17 protein-coding genes are annotated in these 17,199 nt (G+C 66.1%); 9 read left to right on the top strand and 8 right to left on the bottom strand.

Going from position 1 to position 17,199, the window contains the following annotated elements:
• Nucleotides 1-42: 42 nt before the first annotated feature.
• The 4 genes from ACOXXX_RS19360 to ACOXXX_RS19345 are packed head-to-tail and all read right to left on the bottom strand — an operon-like array spanning nucleotide 43 to nucleotide 3,928.
• Nucleotides 43-1,635, bottom strand: coding sequence for an ATP-dependent DNA ligase (locus tag ACOXXX_RS19360; RefSeq protein WP_422828269.1), 1,593 nt, complete (start codon nucleotides 1,633-1,635; stop codon nucleotides 43-45).
• Nucleotides 1,632-2,642 carry a ligase-associated DNA damage response exonuclease gene (locus tag ACOXXX_RS19355; RefSeq protein WP_422828268.1) on the bottom strand — a complete coding sequence of 337 codons (1,011 nt, stop codon included), beginning with the start codon at nucleotides 2,640-2,642 and terminating at the stop codon, nucleotides 1,632-1,634. The genes ACOXXX_RS19360 and ACOXXX_RS19355 overlap by 4 nt, the downstream gene beginning before the upstream one ends.
• Nucleotides 2,643-2,672: 30 nt before the next feature.
• Nucleotides 2,673-3,638, bottom strand: a complete 966-nt coding sequence (locus ACOXXX_RS19350; protein ID WP_422828267.1) for an alpha/beta fold hydrolase — start codon at nucleotides 3,636-3,638, stop codon at nucleotides 2,673-2,675.
• The gene (locus ACOXXX_RS19345; protein ID WP_422828265.1) at nucleotides 3,638-3,928 is read right to left on the bottom strand and encodes an SCP2 sterol-binding domain-containing protein; all 291 of its coding nucleotides are present in this window, start codon (nucleotides 3,926-3,928) and stop codon (nucleotides 3,638-3,640) included. Before ACOXXX_RS19345 ends, ACOXXX_RS19350 begins: the two co-directional genes overlap by 1 nt.
• Nucleotides 3,929-4,014: 86 nt before the next feature.
• Between ACOXXX_RS19345 and ACOXXX_RS19340 the strand changes: the two genes are divergently transcribed.
• The 5 genes from ACOXXX_RS19340 to ACOXXX_RS19320 all read left to right on the top strand — a co-directional run bounded on the left by ACOXXX_RS19340 (nucleotide 4,015) and on the right by ACOXXX_RS19320 (nucleotide 9,129).
• Nucleotides 4,015-4,569 carry a tetratricopeptide repeat protein gene (locus ACOXXX_RS19340; protein ID WP_422828264.1) on the top strand — a complete coding sequence of 185 codons (555 nt, stop codon included), beginning with the start codon at nucleotides 4,015-4,017 and terminating at the stop codon, nucleotides 4,567-4,569.
• A gap of 24 nt (nucleotides 4,570-4,593) precedes the next feature.
• The gene (locus ACOXXX_RS19335) at nucleotides 4,594-7,557 is read left to right on the top strand and encodes a helicase-related protein (protein WP_422828263.1); all 2,964 of its coding nucleotides are present in this window, start codon (nucleotides 4,594-4,596) and stop codon (nucleotides 7,555-7,557) included.
• Nucleotides 7,558-7,947, top strand: coding sequence for an RNA-binding S4 domain-containing protein (locus ACOXXX_RS19330; protein ID WP_422828262.1), 390 nt, complete (start codon nucleotides 7,558-7,560; stop codon nucleotides 7,945-7,947).
• Between the two features lie 52 nt (nucleotides 7,948-7,999).
• On the top strand, nucleotides 8,000-8,338 hold the full coding sequence (fdxA, locus tag ACOXXX_RS19325; RefSeq protein ID WP_422828261.1) for a ferredoxin FdxA: 339 nt from the start codon (nucleotides 8,000-8,002) through the stop codon (nucleotides 8,336-8,338).
• Nucleotides 8,339-8,619: 281 nt separating this feature from the next.
• The gene (locus ACOXXX_RS19320; protein WP_422828260.1) at nucleotides 8,620-9,129 is read left to right on the top strand and encodes a CarD family transcriptional regulator; all 510 of its coding nucleotides are present in this window, start codon (nucleotides 8,620-8,622) and stop codon (nucleotides 9,127-9,129) included.
• Between the two features lie 73 nt (nucleotides 9,130-9,202).
• On the opposite strand, the gene ACOXXX_RS19315 is transcribed toward ACOXXX_RS19320, so the two are convergent.
• Together ACOXXX_RS19315 and ACOXXX_RS19310 are read right to left on the bottom strand one after the other, a co-directional pair.
• Nucleotides 9,203-11,080 carry a monovalent cation:proton antiporter-2 (CPA2) family protein gene (locus ACOXXX_RS19315; protein WP_422828259.1) on the bottom strand — a complete coding sequence of 626 codons (1,878 nt, stop codon included), beginning with the start codon at nucleotides 11,078-11,080 and terminating at the stop codon, nucleotides 9,203-9,205.
• A gap of 122 nt (nucleotides 11,081-11,202) precedes the next feature.
• Nucleotides 11,203-11,676 carry an Lrp/AsnC family transcriptional regulator gene (locus ACOXXX_RS19310; protein ID WP_422828258.1) on the bottom strand — a complete coding sequence of 158 codons (474 nt, stop codon included), beginning with the start codon at nucleotides 11,674-11,676 and terminating at the stop codon, nucleotides 11,203-11,205.
• A gap of 115 nt (nucleotides 11,677-11,791) precedes the next feature.
• Between ACOXXX_RS19310 and hppD the strand changes: the two genes are divergently transcribed.
• Nucleotides 11,792-12,889: a 4-hydroxyphenylpyruvate dioxygenase gene (gene hppD / locus ACOXXX_RS19305; RefSeq protein WP_422828257.1), complete on the top strand. Its 1,098-nt coding sequence runs from the start codon at nucleotides 11,792-11,794 to the stop codon at nucleotides 12,887-12,889.
• A gap of 109 nt (nucleotides 12,890-12,998) precedes the next feature.
• Here the strand turns inward: hppD and ACOXXX_RS19300 are convergent, their stop codons facing one another.
• The gene (locus ACOXXX_RS19300) at nucleotides 12,999-14,285 is read right to left on the bottom strand and encodes a hypothetical protein (protein WP_422828256.1); all 1,287 of its coding nucleotides are present in this window, start codon (nucleotides 14,283-14,285) and stop codon (nucleotides 12,999-13,001) included.
• 275 nt (nucleotides 14,286-14,560) lie between these two features.
• Between ACOXXX_RS19300 and ACOXXX_RS19295 the strand changes: the two genes are divergently transcribed.
• From ACOXXX_RS19295 to ACOXXX_RS19285, 3 genes are all read left to right on the top strand, one after another.
• Nucleotides 14,561-15,316 (top strand): hypothetical protein, encoded by a 756-nt coding sequence (locus tag ACOXXX_RS19295; RefSeq protein WP_422828255.1) that lies wholly within the window; start codon nucleotides 14,561-14,563, stop codon nucleotides 15,314-15,316.
• Nucleotides 15,313-15,741 (top strand): hypothetical protein, encoded by a 429-nt coding sequence (locus ACOXXX_RS19290; protein WP_422828254.1) that lies wholly within the window; start codon nucleotides 15,313-15,315, stop codon nucleotides 15,739-15,741. The genes ACOXXX_RS19295 and ACOXXX_RS19290 overlap by 4 nt, the downstream gene beginning before the upstream one ends.
• A gap of 127 nt (nucleotides 15,742-15,868) precedes the next feature.
• Nucleotides 15,869-16,570: an SIMPL domain-containing protein gene (locus tag ACOXXX_RS19285; RefSeq protein ID WP_422828253.1), complete on the top strand. Its 702-nt coding sequence runs from the start codon at nucleotides 15,869-15,871 to the stop codon at nucleotides 16,568-16,570.
• A 5-nt stretch (nucleotides 16,571-16,575) separates the two neighbouring features.
• Here the strand turns inward: ACOXXX_RS19285 and ACOXXX_RS19280 are convergent, their stop codons facing one another.
• Nucleotides 16,576-17,196: a hypothetical protein gene (locus ACOXXX_RS19280; RefSeq protein ID WP_422828252.1), complete on the bottom strand. Its 621-nt coding sequence runs from the start codon at nucleotides 17,194-17,196 to the stop codon at nucleotides 16,576-16,578.
• Between the last annotated feature and the right edge of the window lie 3 nt (nucleotides 17,197-17,199).

Raw genomic sequence — 17,199 nt, 5'->3', positions numbered from 1 at the left:
TCGAAAATACCTCGGGGGTCCGGGGGCAGCGCCCCCGGGGCGTCAGCCATAGGCCTCCAGCATCGCCTTGAGATCGTCCAGCGTGTTGGCCTCGGCCAGCGGCTTGTCGTGCCGCCAGCGCGACATGCGCGGAAACCGCAGGGCGACGCCGGATTTGTGCCGCGGAGAGGCATGGATGCCCTCGAACGCGATCTCGAACACATGCTCGGGCGTGACCTGCCGCACCGGGCCAAAGCGTTGCAGGGTGTTCTTGCGCACCCAGCGGGTGATTTCGTTGAATTCCTTGTCCGTCAGGCCGCTGTAGGCCTTGGTGAACGGCACCAGCGAGTCGCCGTCGCGTACCGCAAAGGTGAAGTCGGTAAAGAGGTTGGCGCGCCGCCCGTGGCCCTGCTGGGCATAGATCATCACCGCGTCGATGGTCAGCGGGTCCAGCTTCCATTTCCACCAGTCGCCTTTCTTGCGGCCCGCAAGGTAGGGGCTGGCCAGGTTCTTGAGCATCAGCCCTTCGGCCCGGTGATCGCGGGCGGTGGCGCGGACCTGGGCCAGATCGTCCCAGGTGCCAAAGTCGATGGCCTCCGACACGCGGACCGGCGCGTCGTCAGGCAGAGCGCCGACCCGTTGCCGCAGGGTCGCGCGCCGCTCGGCCAGGGGCCGGTCGCGCAGGTCGGTGCCGCCATCTTCCAGCAGGTCATAGGCCAGCAGGATGACCGGCGCGTCGCGCAGCAGCTTTTTCGGCACGGTCTTGCGCCCGATGCGCGATTGCAGCGTGTTGAAAGGCAGCGGCTGGGTGCCATCCCAGGCGACGATTTCCCCATCGAGCACGGTGCCGTCGGGCAGGAAGTCGCGCAGCCGGGCCAGTTCGGGAAACCGGTCGGTCATCAGCTCTTCGCCCCGGGACCAGACGTGGTGTTCGCCCATGCGCAGGATCAGCTGGCCGCGGATGCCGTCCCATTTCCATTCCGCCTGCCAGTCGGCGGGTGGGCCCAGGTCGGCGGGATCGTCCTCAAGCTGGTAGGCAAGGTAGAACGGATAGGGACGCGACAGATCTGCGGCCTTGTCCTCGGCCTCGATCAGGCTGTGGTAGGTCACATCGTCCGGGGTCCAGCCGCCCATCAGGCGATGCGCCAGGCCTGCCTCGTCCTGCCCAGTGGCGCGGGCCAGCGCGCGGGTCATCAGCTTGCGGCTGACACCGATGCGAAACCCGCCGGTGATCAGCTTGTTGAACAGGAACCGTTCGGTGGCATCCAACTCGTCCCAGGCGGCCAGAATACGGGCTTTCCGGGTGTCGATATCAAGCTGAGAAAGCGCGCGTAACGTCTTGATCCAATGGGTCAGTGGATAATCCGAGGTGCGCGACGCGGGCGGCAGGATCAGCGCGATGGTCTCGGCCAGATCGCCGACGATGGGATAGGATTCCTCAAGCAGCCAAAGCGGCACATCCGCCACCTCGGCGGCCCATTCGCGCAGTTGGGTTGTGGTCACCGCGCGTTTCGGCCTGCGCCCGGAAAACAGCGCGATGGTCCAAAGCTTGTCGTCATCCGGCGCGTGGCTGAAGTAGTCCGCCAAAGCCTTTGTTTTCAGGGTGGTTTTCGTGGTCTGGTCCACGGTCGTGATCAGCTGTGCGAAATCCTTCATGCCGCCGCCTCGGCCTCATCCTCATCCCCGCCGAATTCGGTCGGCAGGACTTTGGCATTCCAGCCGCGATCATTCAGCCAACGCGCAAAGATATCGGTGTATCCATGTGTCACATATATGTTTTCCGCGCCGGTCGCGCGGATCGCCTGATGCAGTTCATCCCAGTCGGCATGGTCTGACATCACAAAGCCACGGTCCGCCGCGCGCCGCCTGCGCACCCCGCGCAGCCGCATCCAGCCCGAGGCAAAACCGGTCGAGGCGGGCCCCAGTTTGCGCGCCCAGGCCGACCCCAACGCGGCAGGCGGCGCGATGACCAGGGCGCCGGGATGGTCCTTGATCCGGGTTTCCGCGGTCACCTGCGTTGTGTCCGGCAGGGTCAGCCCCTGCGCCCGCAGCACGCCGTTCGTGCCCTCGACGGCGCCATGGGTGAGGATCGGGCCGATGCCGGAATCGACCAGCGACAAGAGCCGCTGCGCCTTGCCCAGCGAATAGGCCCCCAGGATCGTGGTCAGACCGGCGGCGGCATTGGTCGTCCACCAGTCATTGATCTCTGCCGCGACATCGCGCTGGTCGGCCCATTTGAAGACCGGCAGGCCGAATGTGCATTCCGAGATGAAGGTGTGGCAGGGCACCGGCTCGAACGGTTCGGATAGCCCGTCGGGGCGCACCTTGTAGTCGCCCGACACCACCCAGACCTCGCCTCCGACCGCGACGCGGATCTGCGCCGATCCGGGAATGTGACCCGCGGGGTGGAACGACACCTCGGCCCCGCCGATCTGTCGGACCTCGCCAAAGTCGATACCGTCCAGCGTGATCGCGCCCAGCCGGTGCCGCATGACCGGCCCTGCGGCATGGGTGGCCAGATAGGCGCCATGCCCGGCGCGGGCGTGATCGGCATGGCCATGGGTGATCAGCGCCCGATCGACGGGGCGCCACGGGTCGATGTAGAAATCGCCCGCGGGGCAGTAGATGCCCCTGTCTGTAAAGCTGAGAACCGGATCGCCCATGCGGCAGACATAGGCCGCGCCGCGGTCCTGTCAGGCGGATCTGGCGGGTTTTCCGGCGCTGGCCGCATCGAAAAGCGCCAGGGTCTGCGCGGTGATGCGGTTGCGCGTCTCCGGCGACTCCATCAGGACCTCGTGTTCGCCGCCTTCCACCCAATGCAGGGTGCTGCCGGGCCAATTGTCCATCCGCTGGCGGATTCGCGCCGTGTCGACGATGCGTTCATTGGTGCCGCAGAACGTGAGGCACGGCAGATCGGGCGAAGGTCGTCGCGCCAGCAGGCGGCATTCGGCCAGCGCCTGATAAAGCCAGCGCAGCGACGGGCCGCCCAGGTGAAACCGCGGCTCGGCCGCCAGGTGCCCGCGCAGATAGTCGAACATGTCCGCGTCGGTGGTCAGCTGGTTATCCTCGAACGGCTGCCAGGTGACATAGCTTTCGGACTTCGTGCCGGGGGCGATGCGGTGGCCGTGGCCCAGCCGGTCGATGCCCCAGCTCAGCGCCCAGGCGGCGGGGCGCATCGCCGGGGCGATGCGAATGCCCCACATCGGCCCGCTAAAGACGCAAGAGGCGACGGGCAGATCCTCGGTCACCGCGCGCAGGCCGATGCAGCCGCCCATGGAATGCGCGATCAGGTGATAGGGACGCGGCAGATCGAGCGCCCGCGCGGCGTCGAGCATGGCGGCGACATCTTTCTGATAATCCTCGAAAACATCGACGTGACCGGTGCGCGTATCGTCAAGCAGCCGGTCGGCCATGCCCTGGCCGCGCCAGTCGATGACCAGCGTGTGATACCCGCCCTTGGCCAGATCGGCCGCCGTGCGGCCATATTTTTCGATGTATTCCGTGCGCCCGGGAAACAGCAGGACCGTGCCGCGCCCCTCGGCCGCGGGGAAATGCCCCAGCCGGATTCGCACGCCGTCAGACGCGGTCGCCCAAAACGCCCGCCCCCCCGCAGGCCCCTGGGCCAGATCGTCGCGAAAGGGGGCGGGCGTCAGTGTCATCAGCTCAGGACCTGGGCCAGCTGCATAGCCTTGCCCATGTCGCCGTCCACGGCGAGCTTGCCGGACATGAAGGCCGACGTCGGGTCCTGATCGCCGTTCAGAATCGCCTCGAAGGTCTCGGCATCGGCGGTGAGGGTCACATCTGCCTCTTCATCGCCCGCGCGGGCCCCGTCGCCGTCGATCATCAGACTGCCTTCGCCGGTGATATGAAATTTGGCGGTGCCGTCAAAACCCTGGCCGTCCATCTTGTCATTGAGCGCCTTGACCGCGCCGTTCACAACTTCACTCATTCGTGCTCTCCCTCGGTTGCCGTGCATGGTGTCTGGCAATTCCCGGCACAGACGCTACACTCAGAGTCGTTATGAGCATGGCACCGATGAAATTCAAATCTCACGTCACGGCATTTGCCGTTCTGGCCTGTTTTTCGCTGCCCCAGCCCGGGTTTGCGCAGGATGCCGACCGCACGGCGGCGCTTTTGGCCGACCTTGCCCAGGCGGACGAGGCCGATGCGCGGCGGCTGGAAAAGGAAATCCGGCTGGAATGGTCGAAATCCGGATCCGCCGCGATGGACCTGCTGCTCAAGCGCGGGCGCGACGCGCTGGAGGTCAACAAGGTCGAGGCGGCGATCGAGCATTTCACCGCGCTCACCGATCATGCTCCGGATTTCGCCGAAGGCTGGCACGGGCTGGCGCAGGCCTATTTCCACGCCGACATGTACGGGCCGACAGCGGATGCGCTGGAACGCACGCTGGCGCTGAACCCGCATCATTTCGGTGCGATGCGCGGCCTTGGCGCGATATTCGAGGCGCTGGACAAGCCCGCGCTGGCCTATGATGCCTACAGCCGCGTGCTGGAACTGCGCCCGCATGATCCGGACGTGACCGAGGCGCTGGACCGGCTGGACTTGGCGGTCAAAGGAACAACCCTCTAATCTGGCCGAGCAAAGGCGCCCCTCATGCTGACACGCGGGCGGATCGCGGCCATCCTTGGCCCGACAAACACCGGCAAGACTCACTACGCGATCGAGCGGATGCTGGGCCACCGGACCGGCATGATCGGCCTGCCGCTGCGTCTGCTGGCGCGCGAGGTTTACGACAAGATCGTCGCGGTGCGCGGGCCCAGCGTTGTCGCGCTCGTCACCGGGGAAGAGCGGATCGTGCCGCCACGCGCCACCTACTGGGTCTGCACGGTCGAGGCGATGCCCGAGGGGATGGGGACCGATTTCGTCGCGGTCGACGAAATCCAGCTGTGCGCCGATCCCGAGCGGGGGCATGTCTTCACCGACCGGCTCTTGCGGATGCGCGGGCTGAACGAGACGCTGTTCCTGGGCTCTGACACCATGCGCGGGCCGATTGCCGAACTGGTGCCGGGGGTGGAATTCGTCCGGCGCGAGCGAATGAGCCAGCTATCCTACTCTGGTTCGAAAAAGATAAGCAGACTGCAAGCGCGAAGCGCAATTGTGGGGTTTTCGGTTGAAAATGTCTATGCGATTGCCGAGCTTTTGCGTCGCCAGAAGGGCGGTGCGGCGGTCGTCATGGGCGCCTTGTCCCCGCGCACACGCAACGCGCAGGTCGATCTATATCAGAACGGCGATGTCGATTTCCTGGTGGCCACCGATGCCATCGGCATGGGCCTCAACCTCGACATCAACCACGTGGCGTTTTCGTCCCTGACCAAGTTCGACGGTCGCCGGATGCGCCCCCTGCAACCCAACGAGCTGGCGCAGATCGCCGGGCGGGCCGGACGCGGAATGAGCCACGGCACCTTCGGCGTCACGGGCGAGGCGGGGCCGATCCCCGACGACTGGGCCGAGGCGATCTGCAACCATCGTTTCACGCCGCTGCGCAAGCTGAACTGGCGCAACGCCGATCTCAACTTTGCCAGCATCGATGCGCTTGTCGCCTCGCTCGAGGTGGCGCCGAGCGATGAGCGGCTCGTCAAGGCGCGCGAGGCTGACGACCTGCAGGCGCTCAAGGCGTTGAGCGAGGGAGCAGAGGTGGCGGCGCGGGCGTCCGATCCGGTGTCGGTACGGCTTTTGTGGGATGTCTGCCGGATCCCGGATTTTCGCGGCATCAGCCACGCGGAACATGCGGACCTTCTGGGCGTTATCTTCGGGCACTTGCACGAACGGGGGGCGATCCCGGATGACTTCATGGCGCGGCAGATCAAGCGCATCGACCGGACCGACGGCGACATCGACACGTTGTCGAAGCGGCTGGCGTTTATCCGCACATGGACCTATGTGGCGCAGCGCAAGGGCTGGGTGCACGACGAAAGCCATTGGCGCGACCGCAGCCGCGCTGTAGAAGACAGCTTGTCGGATGCGCTGCATGACCGTCTGACGCAAAGATTTGTTGACCGGCGCACCAGCGTGTTGCTGCGGCGGTTGAAGCAGAAGGAGGCCCTTTTGGCCGAAGTGAATGACAAGGGTGAGGTGACCGTCGAAGGCGAATTCGTCGGTAAACTCGAAGGGTTCCGGTTCCGTCAGGACAAGGATGCGACAGGTCAGGAGGCCAAGACGCTGAAAACCGCGTCGTTGCAGGCCCTTGCGCCGCATTTCCATCTGCGCGCCGACCGGTTCTACAACGCCCCCGATACCGAGATCGACTTTACCGAACAGGGCGGTCTGATGTGGGGGACCGAGGCGATCGGCAAGCTTGAGGCGGGCGATGATCCGCTCAAGCCCCGGGTCAAGGCCTTTGTCGATGACGAGGCGGGGCCGGATGTGCTGCAGAAGGTGCAGCGCCGGTTGCAGCATTTCATCGACCGCAAGATCGCAGCCCTGTTCGAGCCGCTTTTGAACGTCCAGCATGATGAGGCGCTGACAGGAATTGCGCGGGGCTTTGGTTTCCGCATGGTCGAGGCGATGGGCATCATCGCCCGCGCGGACGTCGCGGACGAGGTCAAGGGCCTGGATCAGGAGGCGCGGTCCGCGCTGCGCAAACACGGCATCCGGTTTGGCCAGTACACGATCTTCATGCCGCTGCTGCTGAAGCCCGCGCCGACCAGGCTGCGGCTGGTTTTGTGGAGCCTCGCCAAAGGTTTGGACACGTTTCCCGAAGCGCCGCCGCCGGGCCTGGTGACCGTGCCCAACATCGATGCCGTGCCTGCGGAACACTATTTGATTGCGGGCTACCGCAAATCCGGTGAGCGGGCGATCCGCATCGACATGCTGGAACGGCTTGCCGACCTGCTGCGCGCCGAGGACAGCCGCGCGGGGTTCGAGGCCAAGGCCGACATGCTGTCGATCACCGGTCTGACCTTGCAGCAGTTTGCCGATCTCATGCAGGGCCTAGGCTACAAGGCCGAAGCCGGTGAGCGGGTCAAGGTCAAGGCGGTCGACGCTGTTGTGCCCAAGGATGCCGAGGCTGAGGTCGCGCGACCGGTCGAGGAAGATCCGGCGACGGAAAATACCGATACGCCGGTGTTCGATGCGGGGCAATCCGAGGCGGGGGCCGTGACCGAACAGGCGCATGTGTCCGATGCCGTGCCCGAAGCGCCCGAAAAGGTGACGGATATTCCCGACGCAGGCGAGGCGCCGATTGCGGAAGAGCCGGCAGAGCCTGCGCCCGAAGCCCCGGTGCCGGACGTCGCTGCCGAAGATGTGCCCGTCGGCACCGCAGCCGACGCCGCCATTTCCGAACCCGAGATGGAGGCGTTCTTTACCTTCACATGGGGTGGAAATCGTGGTCAGAACCGCGGCCCCCGCCGCGAAGGCAGCGGCGGCGGTCGGCGCGCGGCCCAGGGCGATAAGCCCCGCGGCAAGGGCGGCCCCCGTGGCAAGGGCAAGCCGCGCGGCAAGGACAAGCCCACGCATGGCGGCAAATCCTTCGAGGCGCGCCCGCCCCGCAAGGAAAAGCAGATCGACCCCGACAACCCCTTCGCTGCCGCGTTGATGGGGCTGAAGGACAAATCGTAAGTGGCAGAACCGACGGGGAAAATCCGTCTGGACAAATGGCTCTGGCACGCCCGTTTCTTCAAGACCCGCAGCCTGGCCGCCAAGGTCGTGGCGGCGGGCATCCGGGTCAACGCGCAGCGGGTCGCCAAACCCGCCTGCGCTGTCGGGCCGGGGGATGTGCTGACCTTTTCCAAGGAAAAAGATGTTCGGGTGATCCGGATCGAGGCCTTGGGCGAACGTCGCGGCCCCGCGCCCGAAGCGCAGGCGCTTTACACCGATCTTGCCCCGCCCGAACCCCGTACCAGACCGGCTGAAATGCAGGCATCCGGACCGCGTTTTGACGGCAAAGGCCGCCCAACGAAACGTGATCGCCGTTTGATGGATCAAACCCGGGGTCAGGCGCTTGAATGATGCCGCGCACTGTTCTAGCTAGGCTCGCAAACGACTGACGGAACGCGCTCCCATGACTTATATTGTCAATGATGCTTGCATCGCCTGCAAATACACAGACTGCGTCGAGGTCTGCCCGGTGGATTGCTTCTACGAGGGCGAGAACATGCTGGTGATTCATCCCGACGAATGCATCGACTGCGGCGTTTGCGAACCCGAATGCCCCGCCGATGCGATCCGCCCCGATACTGAACCGGACGCGGAAAAATGGGTGGAGTTCAACCGTAAGTATTCCGAACTTTGGCCGGTCATCATCACCAAGAAAGACCCGCTGCCCGATGCCGAAGAACGTGACGGCGAAACCGGCAAGCTGGAAAAATACTTCTCCGAAGCGCCGGGCGAAGGCGGCTGAGCCCGATTCGAGGAAAGGGCGCAATCACTGCCCTTTTTGCGTGAACTTTCCGATCCATCCCTTTGGCTTGCAAGGGAAAAGCGGCTGTTTCGCGTGCCGCTAGGAAGTATGCGTATTTTGTGGTATGATCATATTGCAAATGACAACACCACGCGCACACAACCGGGCCCGTCTGCACCCGGGGGCATAAACCAAAAACCTTGATAAGGTGACCGGAGATAGATTTATCCCCGTCACCTTTGGTGTCGCCTGCGCTAGGGTGAGCTGTGAGGAACCACTGTATGACCAAGACGAAAAAATCCGAATTCCGCCCGAACGATTACGTGGTCTATCCCGCCCATGGCGTGGGTCAGATCGTGTCGATCGAGGAGCAGGATATCGCCGGCATCTCGCTGGAGCTTTTCGTGATTTCGTTCGAGAAAGACAAGATGACCCTGCGTGTGCCCACGCACAAGGCGACGGAAATCGGCATGCGGTCGCTGTCGTCGCCCGACGTGGTGAGCCAGGCGATGAAGACGCTCAAGGGCAAGGCCAAGGTCAAGCGGGCCATGTGGTCGCGCCGCGCGCAGGAATATGAGCAAAAGATCAACTCGGGCGACCTGATCGCCATTGCCGAGGTCGTGCGTGATCTGCACCGCGGTGACGACCAGCGCGAGCAGAGCTATTCCGAGCGTCAGCTTTACGAAGCCGCGCTGGAGCGGTTGACCCGCGAAGTCGCCGCCGTGTCGGGCGGGGACGAACTGTCTGCCGCCAAGCAGGTGGACGAGGTTCTGGTCGGCCGCGCCGCCTGAACGCCCCCCGGCAACCCAATGATCTAAAAGCCGCGCCCGAGGGCGCGGCTTTTTTGTGCCGGAGCGATATAGGTCAGGCGGCGTTGGACTTGGTATCGATGGCCGTCAGAAGCGCCGTTTCGAGGTCTTTCTCAAGCTCCCTGGCGCGGGCGATATAGGCCTCGTTCTGGGCCGTGGGTATCTTCGGATCCCACAGGGCAGCAAGTTCGCGCACCGTGTGGCGGTCGTGATGGAAGAACGTTTCCTGCGCGACCGCGGCTTCGTATTCCGACAACCCGATGTTTTCCAGCACGTAGCGTCCGGCCCGCAGAGAACTGTCAAAAAGTTCGCGCACGATATCGTCCGCCCCTGCCTGATAGAGCGCGTAGACATGGGTGCGGTCGCGCGCCCGGGCCACCACGTGCAGTTCAGGACGCAGCTGCTTAGCCAGCGCCACCAGCGTGGTGGTCGACTTGGGGTCGTCAAGCGCCACGACCAGCACCTTGGCCTCGTCGATGCCGGCCGCATGCAGCAGTTCCGGCCGCGTCGGATCGCCGAAGAAGCCCTTGAAACCGAATTGCCGCATCAGTTGGATGGTCTTGAGGTCGTTGTCGATCACCACGGTTTTGAAGCCCGCCGACTGAACCATGCGGTTGACGATCTGGCCAAAGCGCCCGATCCCGGCAATCAGCACCGTGCCCTGTTCGTCGATCTCGTCCTCTTCGGGCTCGTCCTCGACATCCGCCGCCATGCGCCCCGACAGCCATTCGTAAAGGATAAACAGCAGCGGCGTGACCAGCATCGACAGCGCCACGACCAGCAGCAGCCGCTCGCCCATGGCAGAGGTCAGCACCGCCTGCTGGAGTGAGAAGGAGATGAGCACAAAGCCGAATTCCCCCGCCTGCGCGAGGCTGAGCGTAAAGAGCCACTGATCACGCCCCTTGAGGCCGAAAAGGCGCCCCAGAAGGAAAAGCACGCCCCCTTTGATCAGGATCACCCCTAGCGTCAGCCCAAGGATGACGAAGGGCGCGGCCAGGAAGGTGGCAAAGTTGATCCCGGCCCCCACGGTGATGAAAAAGAGCCCCAGAAGCAGGCCCTTGAACGGCTCCACATCCGATTCAAGCTGATGCCGGAATTCCGAGTTTGCCAGCACCACGCCCGCCAGAAACGTGCCAAGCGCGGGCGACAGGCCCACCATCAGCATCAGAAAGCCGATGCCCACGACGATCAGCAGCGCGACGGCGGTGAACATCTCGGGCAGGCGCGAGGCGTTGATGAACTTGAAAAGCGGCCGCGCGCCGTAGACACCGCCCAGAATGATCAGCGCGACCGCGCCCAGCGTCACCAGCGTGACGCCCCAGCCGGGCAATCCTTCGACCAGCGACATGGTGCCGTGGTGGTCATCGGCATGCTCTACGCCCGGGCGCAGGATCGAACCGTCCAGCCCCAGCGACGGCTCTGCCCCGTGGGCCAGCAGCGGCAGCAGGATCAGCATCGGGATGACCGCGATGTCCTGCGTCAGCAGCACCGAAAAGGCGGATCTGCCGCCGCCGGTCTGCATCAGGTTCTTTTCGCTCAGCGTCTGCAACACGATCGCGGTTGACGACAGCGCAAAGATCAGCCCGACCGCCAGCGCCGTCGTCCAGTCGAGCCCCAGAACCATGCCCGCCGCCATGATCGTCAGCGTGGTCAGGGTGATCTGCAATCCCCCCAGCCCGATCAGCCGGTGCCGCATGTCCCAGAGCGCGCGCGGCTCAAGCTCGAGCCCGATGAGGAACAGCATCATCACGACGCCGAATTCGGCGAAATGCTGCAAATCCTCGGTCGCGGCCACAAGGCCGAGCACCGGGCCGATGACGATGCCCGCCACCAGGTAGCCCAGTACCGACCCCAGCCCAAGCCGCGCCGCGACCGGGACGGCGATCACCGCCGCGAGCAGATAGATGGACGCCTGAAACAGGAAGGATTCCATGGATAACGCTCCCTTGGTGCTGCATAGATGATGCGCCGGGACCTCAGGTCAACACAACCGCAATAGCCGCGCCTGCGCTGATATTTCCGCGACCGATGGGGCCGCTGCGCGCCTCGGCCGCGTCAGAGCGGGAAGGGCGCGTCGGCCTTGGTCTGATCCATGACGATCTGGCTTTGCACCCGCGCGACGGCGCTGTGGGCCAGCAGGACTTCGTGGATCAGCATGTTTAGCGCGGGCAGGTCGGGGCAGTAGACCCGCAGCAGATAATCCGCCTCGCCGGTCATGGTCCAGGCGCTGACCACCTCGGCCCGTGTGCGCAGAAGCCGGGCAAAGGCGCGGCCTTCCTCGGCCCCGTGGCGGGCCAGCTGCACCTGCACGAAGGCCTGTACCGCAAGGCCCAGCCGCAGCGGATCCAGCCGTGCGGCATACCCCAGGATATACCCCTCTGCCTCGAGCCGCTGGCGCCGCCGCCCGGCCTGGCTGGCCGAGAGGTTGAGCGCCGCGCCAAGCTCCTGCGCGGTAAGCTGCGCATCCTTCTGGACGGCGGCCAGAAGACGGTGATCGGTTGGATCGAGCGGGGTGCGGGGTTGCTGCATGAAAAGCAGTTTATTTGCGTGATCCTTGCATTGCAATCGCCAACGCTGCCCAAGAACGCGCAGAACCCGCCTTGTGATTGGCGTACCTTGATCCTCAACACAGGAGGACACGCACATGGGACCTTTCCCGCACGACGCCCCGCAATCCAAAATCACCGCAGACAATCCCGCCGGCACCGACGGGTTCGAATTTGTCGAATTCGCCCATCCGGACCCGCAAGAGCTGCGCGATCTTTTCGCACGCATGGGCTATGCCCACGTGGCCAACCACAAGAGCAAGGCGATCGAGCTTTGGCAGCAGGGCGACATCACCTACGTGCTGAATGCCGAGCCCGACAGCTTTGCCGCCCGCTTTGTCGCCGAACACGGGCCCTGCGCGCCGTCGATGGCGTGGCGCGTGGTGGATGCACAGCAGGCCTATGAACATGCGGTGAAGAAGGGCGCGGAACCCTATGAGGGCACAGACAAAACCGTCGACTGGCCCGCGATCAAGGGGATCGGCGGATCGCTAATTTACTTCACCGACCAGTATTACGACACCTCGCCCTACAATGCGGAGTTCGACTGGATCGAACAATCCAAGCCGCGCGGCGTGGGGTTCTATTACCTCGACCATCTGACGCACAACGTCTTCAAGGGAAACATGGACACCTGGTTCCGGTTCTACGGCGACCTGTTCAATTTCCGCGAAATCCGGTTCTTCGATATCGAGGGCAAGTTCACCGGTCTGTTTTCCCGCGCCCTGACCTCGCCCTGCGGCCGTATCCGCATTCCGATCAATGAGGATCGGGGCGACACCGGGCAGATCGTTGCCTACCTCAAGAAGTACAAGGGCGAGGGCATCCAGCACATCGCCGTCGGCGCGCGCGACCTTTACGACGCCACGGATGCGATTGCCGAGAAGGGCGTGAAGTTCATGCCGGGGCCGCCCGAGACCTATTATGCGCTCAGCAAGGACCGGGTGCAGGGGCACGAGGAACCGCTGGACCGGATGCAGAAGCACGGCATCCTGATCGACGGCGAAGGCGTGGTGGATGGCGGCGAGACGCGCATTCTGCTGCAAATCTTCTCGAAAACCGTGATCGGGCCGATCTTTTTCGAGTTCATCCAGCGCAAGGGCGACGACGGCTTTGGCGAGGGCAATTTCAAGGCGCTGTTCGAATCGATCGAGCAGGAGCAGATCGACAGCGGCGAGTTGACCACCGACGCCTGACCATGCGGCGGCGCGGCAAGGCTGACAGGGTCAATCTCTTCGGGCAGAGGCGCGTTTTTCTTGAGAAAAACGGACCGGAAATCTCAAGATTTCCGGGGGCCGAAGGGCTCTAGCCGCGGGGCATCTTCAGCACGATGCTGCGCCCGCCCTTGGTATAGCGCAGTTCGCTTTCCCCGATGGCGGCGACGCGACCGCCATCGACGCGATCACCGACCTTGACCTTTTGATAGCGGCCGTTTGAAAGCCGCACCAGCGCGCGGCGGCTGGACGGTTTGCCGTATACCCCGATCAGGTTGACCTTGCGCAGGTTGAGCGCGTTCTTGACGGTGGCCTGCTGCGCCACGGTCGTCTTGGACGGAATCTTGGGCGCGACGGTGCGCGGCGCCACGGCGGCGACCTGCACCGCCTCGGCCGGGGCGGAGGCCGCTTTCGCGCGGGCGGCTTCCACGATGCGGGCAATGTCGCGCGGGCGCGGCAGCGGCTTGCGCGAGGTGTCGACGGCCTGCGCGGTGGCGGTCACGTCGGCCTCGGCCTCGAGCTTTTCCACGTCGGGGCGCGCGGTGGGGCGCAAAGCGGCGAGCTCTGCCATCGACCGGCCCTGCAGCGTCGCGCGTTCGTTCCGTTCGACGATATCGTCGGGCCGGGCTTGCGGGCGCAGGCCCTGCAGGCGGCTGCGGGTCGCGTCGTCCTCGGCTTCGGTCTGCGGCAGGGCCACATCGGGGCGCGCGTCGCCCAGGATGCGGCGCGGTGGCACCACGGGCGGCAGACCGGCGTAGATCAGCACGCCATCGGCGTTCATCGCCCCCTCGGGCCGGGCGCGCACAAGGCCGCGGTCGTCGATGTCAAAGATCACATCCGCCGGGGCCGGCACGGGCGGAGAGACAAACGCCGGATCGCCCGCCGACAGCGCGGAGGGCAGGGCGATGGCGTCGAACTGCTGCACGCCCGGATCGATCGAGGCGACGTAGAGCCCGTCTAGATCGCCGGGCGGCGGTTCCGACGGCGCGGCGGGCGCGCGCTGCCAGATGCCGGTGGCGGCATAGGTGGCATCCGCCTCGTCCTGGGTCAGCGCGCGCGGGCGCGCGGGCTGGGTCAGCGCCTCGGGCGCGTCCGCCAGGTCGCTTTCGGGCGGCAGGTCGGTCGAGAGCGCGGCCAGTTCCACCGGTTCCTCCGCAGCCTCGGGTTCGGGCGTGGGGCGTGGCAGGTCCTCTTGCGCCACGGCGACATCGGGGCTGGTGTCGGGGCGGAAAAAGCGCGCAAGCCCGTCGTCGAGGAACACCGACGCCCAGGCCGCGACGCCGACGAGGAACACCAGGAGCGCGGTGGTCAGCATCAGGCCAAGGAACCGCGGCTTGCCGCCGATCCGCGTGTCCTGGCGGGCGCCGAAGACGGTCATGCGCTGAAGCTCGGCCTCTTGCGGGGTTGGATCGGGCGGGGGGGCGGCGGTGTCGCGCCGTGCGGCCAGCCGCGCCAGCGCCGAGGTCTTGACCGACTTGGGGGGGGGTTTGGGGGGGGGGGGGGGCCGCGGGGGCCGCCGCTACGACGGCGGCTTCGGGCTTGGCGTTGGCGGGGCGGCGGCTGAAGAACCCGCTGATTCCGCCCGGTTTTGCGGCCTCGGCCGCAGGCTGATCCGGCGCCGGTCGGTGGAACGTTGCGGCGGCTTCGACGCCTGTGGCTGTCAGCGCGGGGCTGCTGGCCGGACCGGCCGCGCCCTTGCCCGCGGGCACCGGCGTGATGCGCGAGGCCACGAGCGGCGCCACGTCCTTGCGCGGTTTCGCAGGCGCGGGCGGCTCGGCCGGGTTGCGGCTGGCGCGGATGCTGGAAAAGGCGGGCGGGGGCGTGTCGGCCTCAGTGTGCGGGGCGATGCTGGGCGCGGCGACGCCGGTGTCGTCCTTGGGTGTCGGCACCTTGAGACTGGCAGGCGGCGGTGGTGCCGGGGCATCTGCGACGGGCATGCCCGGCTCTGCCGCGTCCGCGGCATTGGCCGCCGGTTCGGGGGTCGGTATCCCGGCCTTGCCAACGTCCTTTGGCGCGGCGCGTTCCGGCGGTGCCGCCGCTGCCGCAGGCGCGGGCTTTTCCGGCGCAGGCACGGGGGCGGCTTCGGTCTTTGGCTCTGGCGCGGCTTTCGCTTTCGGCGTGGGTGCTGGCTCCGGCTTGGGGGCAGGTGTCGCCTCAGCCGGCTTCGGCGCGGGCACCGGCTCTGCTACGGCCTCCGGCTCTGCCTCGGGCGCGGGCTCTGCCTTTGGGGCCGGCGCGGCTTTGGGCGCGGGCGGCGCTTGCGGCACCGGGGCGGCCTCCGTGACCACGACCGGGGCGCTGTCACGCTCGGGCGTTGCACCGTCCCACTGGCTGGCGGCGCCAAAGAACACTTCGCCCTCGAACTGGCCATCGGGGGCGACCGCGACATGTGCCACGGGCACGAAATGATGCCCGGCGGCGAATCCCTCCGCCTCGTCCAGGGTCTCGCGCGCCACGGCGGCAACCTGCACCATGTCACCGGACTGTGCCCAGTCATAGACGAGGTCGCTGACCGCATAGGGCGTGGCCCCTTCCAGCGCCGCCTCGATCGCGGCGCGCATGCCCGACGGGTCCGACGGGGCGGGCAGGCCGAGATAGCGGATCTGTTCGTTGGGAATGACCAGCTTGACCTGGCCGCCACGGGGCGACAGCGCATCGGCCTTGGCGCGCAGATCGCGCAGGGCGGCGTCAAGATCGCCGTTGTCCAGCGCCACCTCGTCGACGGTGGCCCATCCCTGCGGGACGCGTTGCAACAGGGTGATGCCGCTGAACGAAAGCGAAAGTGCGAAATCCGGGGTCATGCGACGTCGTTTACCATCCATACCGAGGACTGAGGAGTCTGTTGCGGCTCACGAAACCATTTTACAGCAGGAGTTTGCCGAGGGAAAGGAAAGACCGGTTGCAGGATGCCTGGCGCGGCGCAACACTGCGTGAAGGTTGCCCCGGCTAAAGGAGGTTCCGATGCGCCTTTCCCTGATATTGCCCGTTCTTCTGGCGCTGGCGCCCCCGGTCTTGGCGCAGGACGCCGCCGCCCCGCGCCCCCAGATCGCGGTGACCGGGCAGGGCAGCGCCTCTGCCGTGCCGGATATGGCGACGATCACCTTGGGCGTCACCGCGCAGGCCGCCGACGCGGCCGATGCGATGGCGCAGACTTCCGAGATCACCGACACGATCCTGGCGCGACTCGAAAGCTTCGATATCGCGGCGCGCGACATCCAGACCTCGGACCTGTCGCTCAATCCGCTTTGGTCCAACCGCAGCAGCCCGTCCCCGGACGGGCCGCAGATCGACGGTTTCGAGGCGTCGAACCGCGTGACGGTGCGGGTGCGCGCGCTGGACCGGCTGGGCGAGGTGCTGGGCGCGGTGCTGGAGGACGGGGCGAACCGGCTGGGCGGGCTTGAATTCGGCCTGCAATACCCCGAGCCCCTGATCGATCAGGCCCGCAAGGCTGCGGTCGCGGACGCGATGGCCCGCGCCAAGACCTATGCCGAGGCGGCGGGCCTGAAGCGCGGCGCGGTGCTGAGCATGTCCGAAGGCGGCAGCGTGACGCCGCGCCCGGAAATGGCGATGTCGATGCGGGATGCCGCGGTCTCCGTCCCGACCGCGCAGGGCGAAACCAGCATGACGGCGAGCGTGAACATGATCTTCGCGCTCGAAGACTAAAGCGGTCAGGCGGGCGGGGTGCGCCGGTTCAGCCGATCCCCCAGCCCCTTGATCCGGCGGGCGAAGGCCGTGGCGATTTCGGTTTGCCGCGCGCCGCTGCGTGCCGCGTCGCTGCCGACCCAGTTCGCGCTCGACACGCCGATGATCAGACCGATGGGAAACCACAGCAGGGACAGCAGGGTCTGAAGCAGCCAAAGCGGGGCCATGGCGTACCGCTTCGCGCCCGACCAGGTCTCCAGGTCCCGATAGAGAGGGGCGAAACACGCGCTGACCGGATCGCTCCAGCTCTCCCACGGGGACAGGGCGACGGGTGCGACGGCATCCGGCCCATTGTCGAGCTTCATGAGGTCCTGCACGTCGCTCTCCGACGGCTGTCGCGGTCCGGCACGATGCAGGCGCAGCCGGGGGTCGCGGCTGCGCCCGGTTTCGAGGCAAAGCCGCCAAGGCCCGTCGGCTTGGCGGAAATACCAGCTGTATCCCTCGCCATCCCAGCCCGCGGCATGGCGCAGGCTCTCGTCCGGCGCGAAGCCTTCGGCCGCAAGCGCAGGCAGGACATGCCGCTCCACCTCTGCTTTCAGAAGCTGGAGCGGCCCCTTGCCCTTGCGCGGCATCGGTCCGGGCGCCATGGG

The organism is Thalassococcus sp. BH17M4-6 (genome assembly GCF_049323015.1).
GTDB lineage: Bacteria > Pseudomonadota > Alphaproteobacteria > Rhodobacterales > Rhodobacteraceae > Puniceibacterium.
This window is presented reverse-complemented; position numbering and strand designations above follow the sequence as displayed.

What these genes read in the sequence shown, in the direction of transcription:
- fdxA (WP_422828261.1), top strand. Translation starts at nt 8,000, where the DNA reads ATGACTTATATTGTCAATGATGCTTGCATCGCCTGCAAATACACAGAC.
- ACOXXX_RS19355 (WP_422828268.1), bottom strand. Translation starts at nt 2,642, where the DNA reads ATGGGCGATCCGGTTCTCAGCTTTACAGACAGGGGCATCTACTGCCCC.
- ACOXXX_RS19360 (WP_422828269.1), bottom strand. Translation starts at nt 1,635, where the DNA reads ATGAAGGATTTCGCACAGCTGATCACGACCGTGGACCAGACCACGAAA.
- hppD (WP_422828257.1), top strand. Translation starts at nt 11,792, where the DNA reads ATGGGACCTTTCCCGCACGACGCCCCGCAATCCAAAATCACCGCAGAC.
- ACOXXX_RS19345 (WP_422828265.1), bottom strand. Translation starts at nt 3,928, where the DNA reads ATGAGTGAAGTTGTGAACGGCGCGGTCAAGGCGCTCAATGACAAGATG.
- ACOXXX_RS19350 (WP_422828267.1), bottom strand. Translation starts at nt 3,638, where the DNA reads ATGACACTGACGCCCGCCCCCTTTCGCGACGATCTGGCCCAGGGGCCT.
- ACOXXX_RS19300 (WP_422828256.1), bottom strand. Translation starts at nt 14,285, where the DNA reads ATGACCGTCTTCGGCGCCCGCCAGGACACGCGGATCGGCGGCAAGCCG.
- ACOXXX_RS19310 (WP_422828258.1), bottom strand. Translation starts at nt 11,676, where the DNA reads ATGCAGCAACCCCGCACCCCGCTCGATCCAACCGATCACCGTCTTCTG.
- ACOXXX_RS19335 (WP_422828263.1), top strand. Translation starts at nt 4,594, where the DNA reads ATGCTGACACGCGGGCGGATCGCGGCCATCCTTGGCCCGACAAACACC.
- ACOXXX_RS19280 (WP_422828252.1), bottom strand. Translation starts at nt 17,196, where the DNA reads ATGGCGCCCGGACCGATGCCGCGCAAGGGCAAGGGGCCGCTCCAGCTT.
- ACOXXX_RS19285 (WP_422828253.1), top strand. Translation starts at nt 15,869, where the DNA reads ATGCGCCTTTCCCTGATATTGCCCGTTCTTCTGGCGCTGGCGCCCCCG.
- ACOXXX_RS19340 (WP_422828264.1), top strand. Translation starts at nt 4,015, where the DNA reads ATGAAATTCAAATCTCACGTCACGGCATTTGCCGTTCTGGCCTGTTTT.
- ACOXXX_RS19320 (WP_422828260.1), top strand. Translation starts at nt 8,620, where the DNA reads ATGACCAAGACGAAAAAATCCGAATTCCGCCCGAACGATTACGTGGTC.
- ACOXXX_RS19290 (WP_422828254.1), top strand. Translation starts at nt 15,313, where the DNA reads ATGATGCCCGGCGGCGAATCCCTCCGCCTCGTCCAGGGTCTCGCGCGC.
- ACOXXX_RS19315 (WP_422828259.1), bottom strand. Translation starts at nt 11,080, where the DNA reads ATGGAATCCTTCCTGTTTCAGGCGTCCATCTATCTGCTCGCGGCGGTG.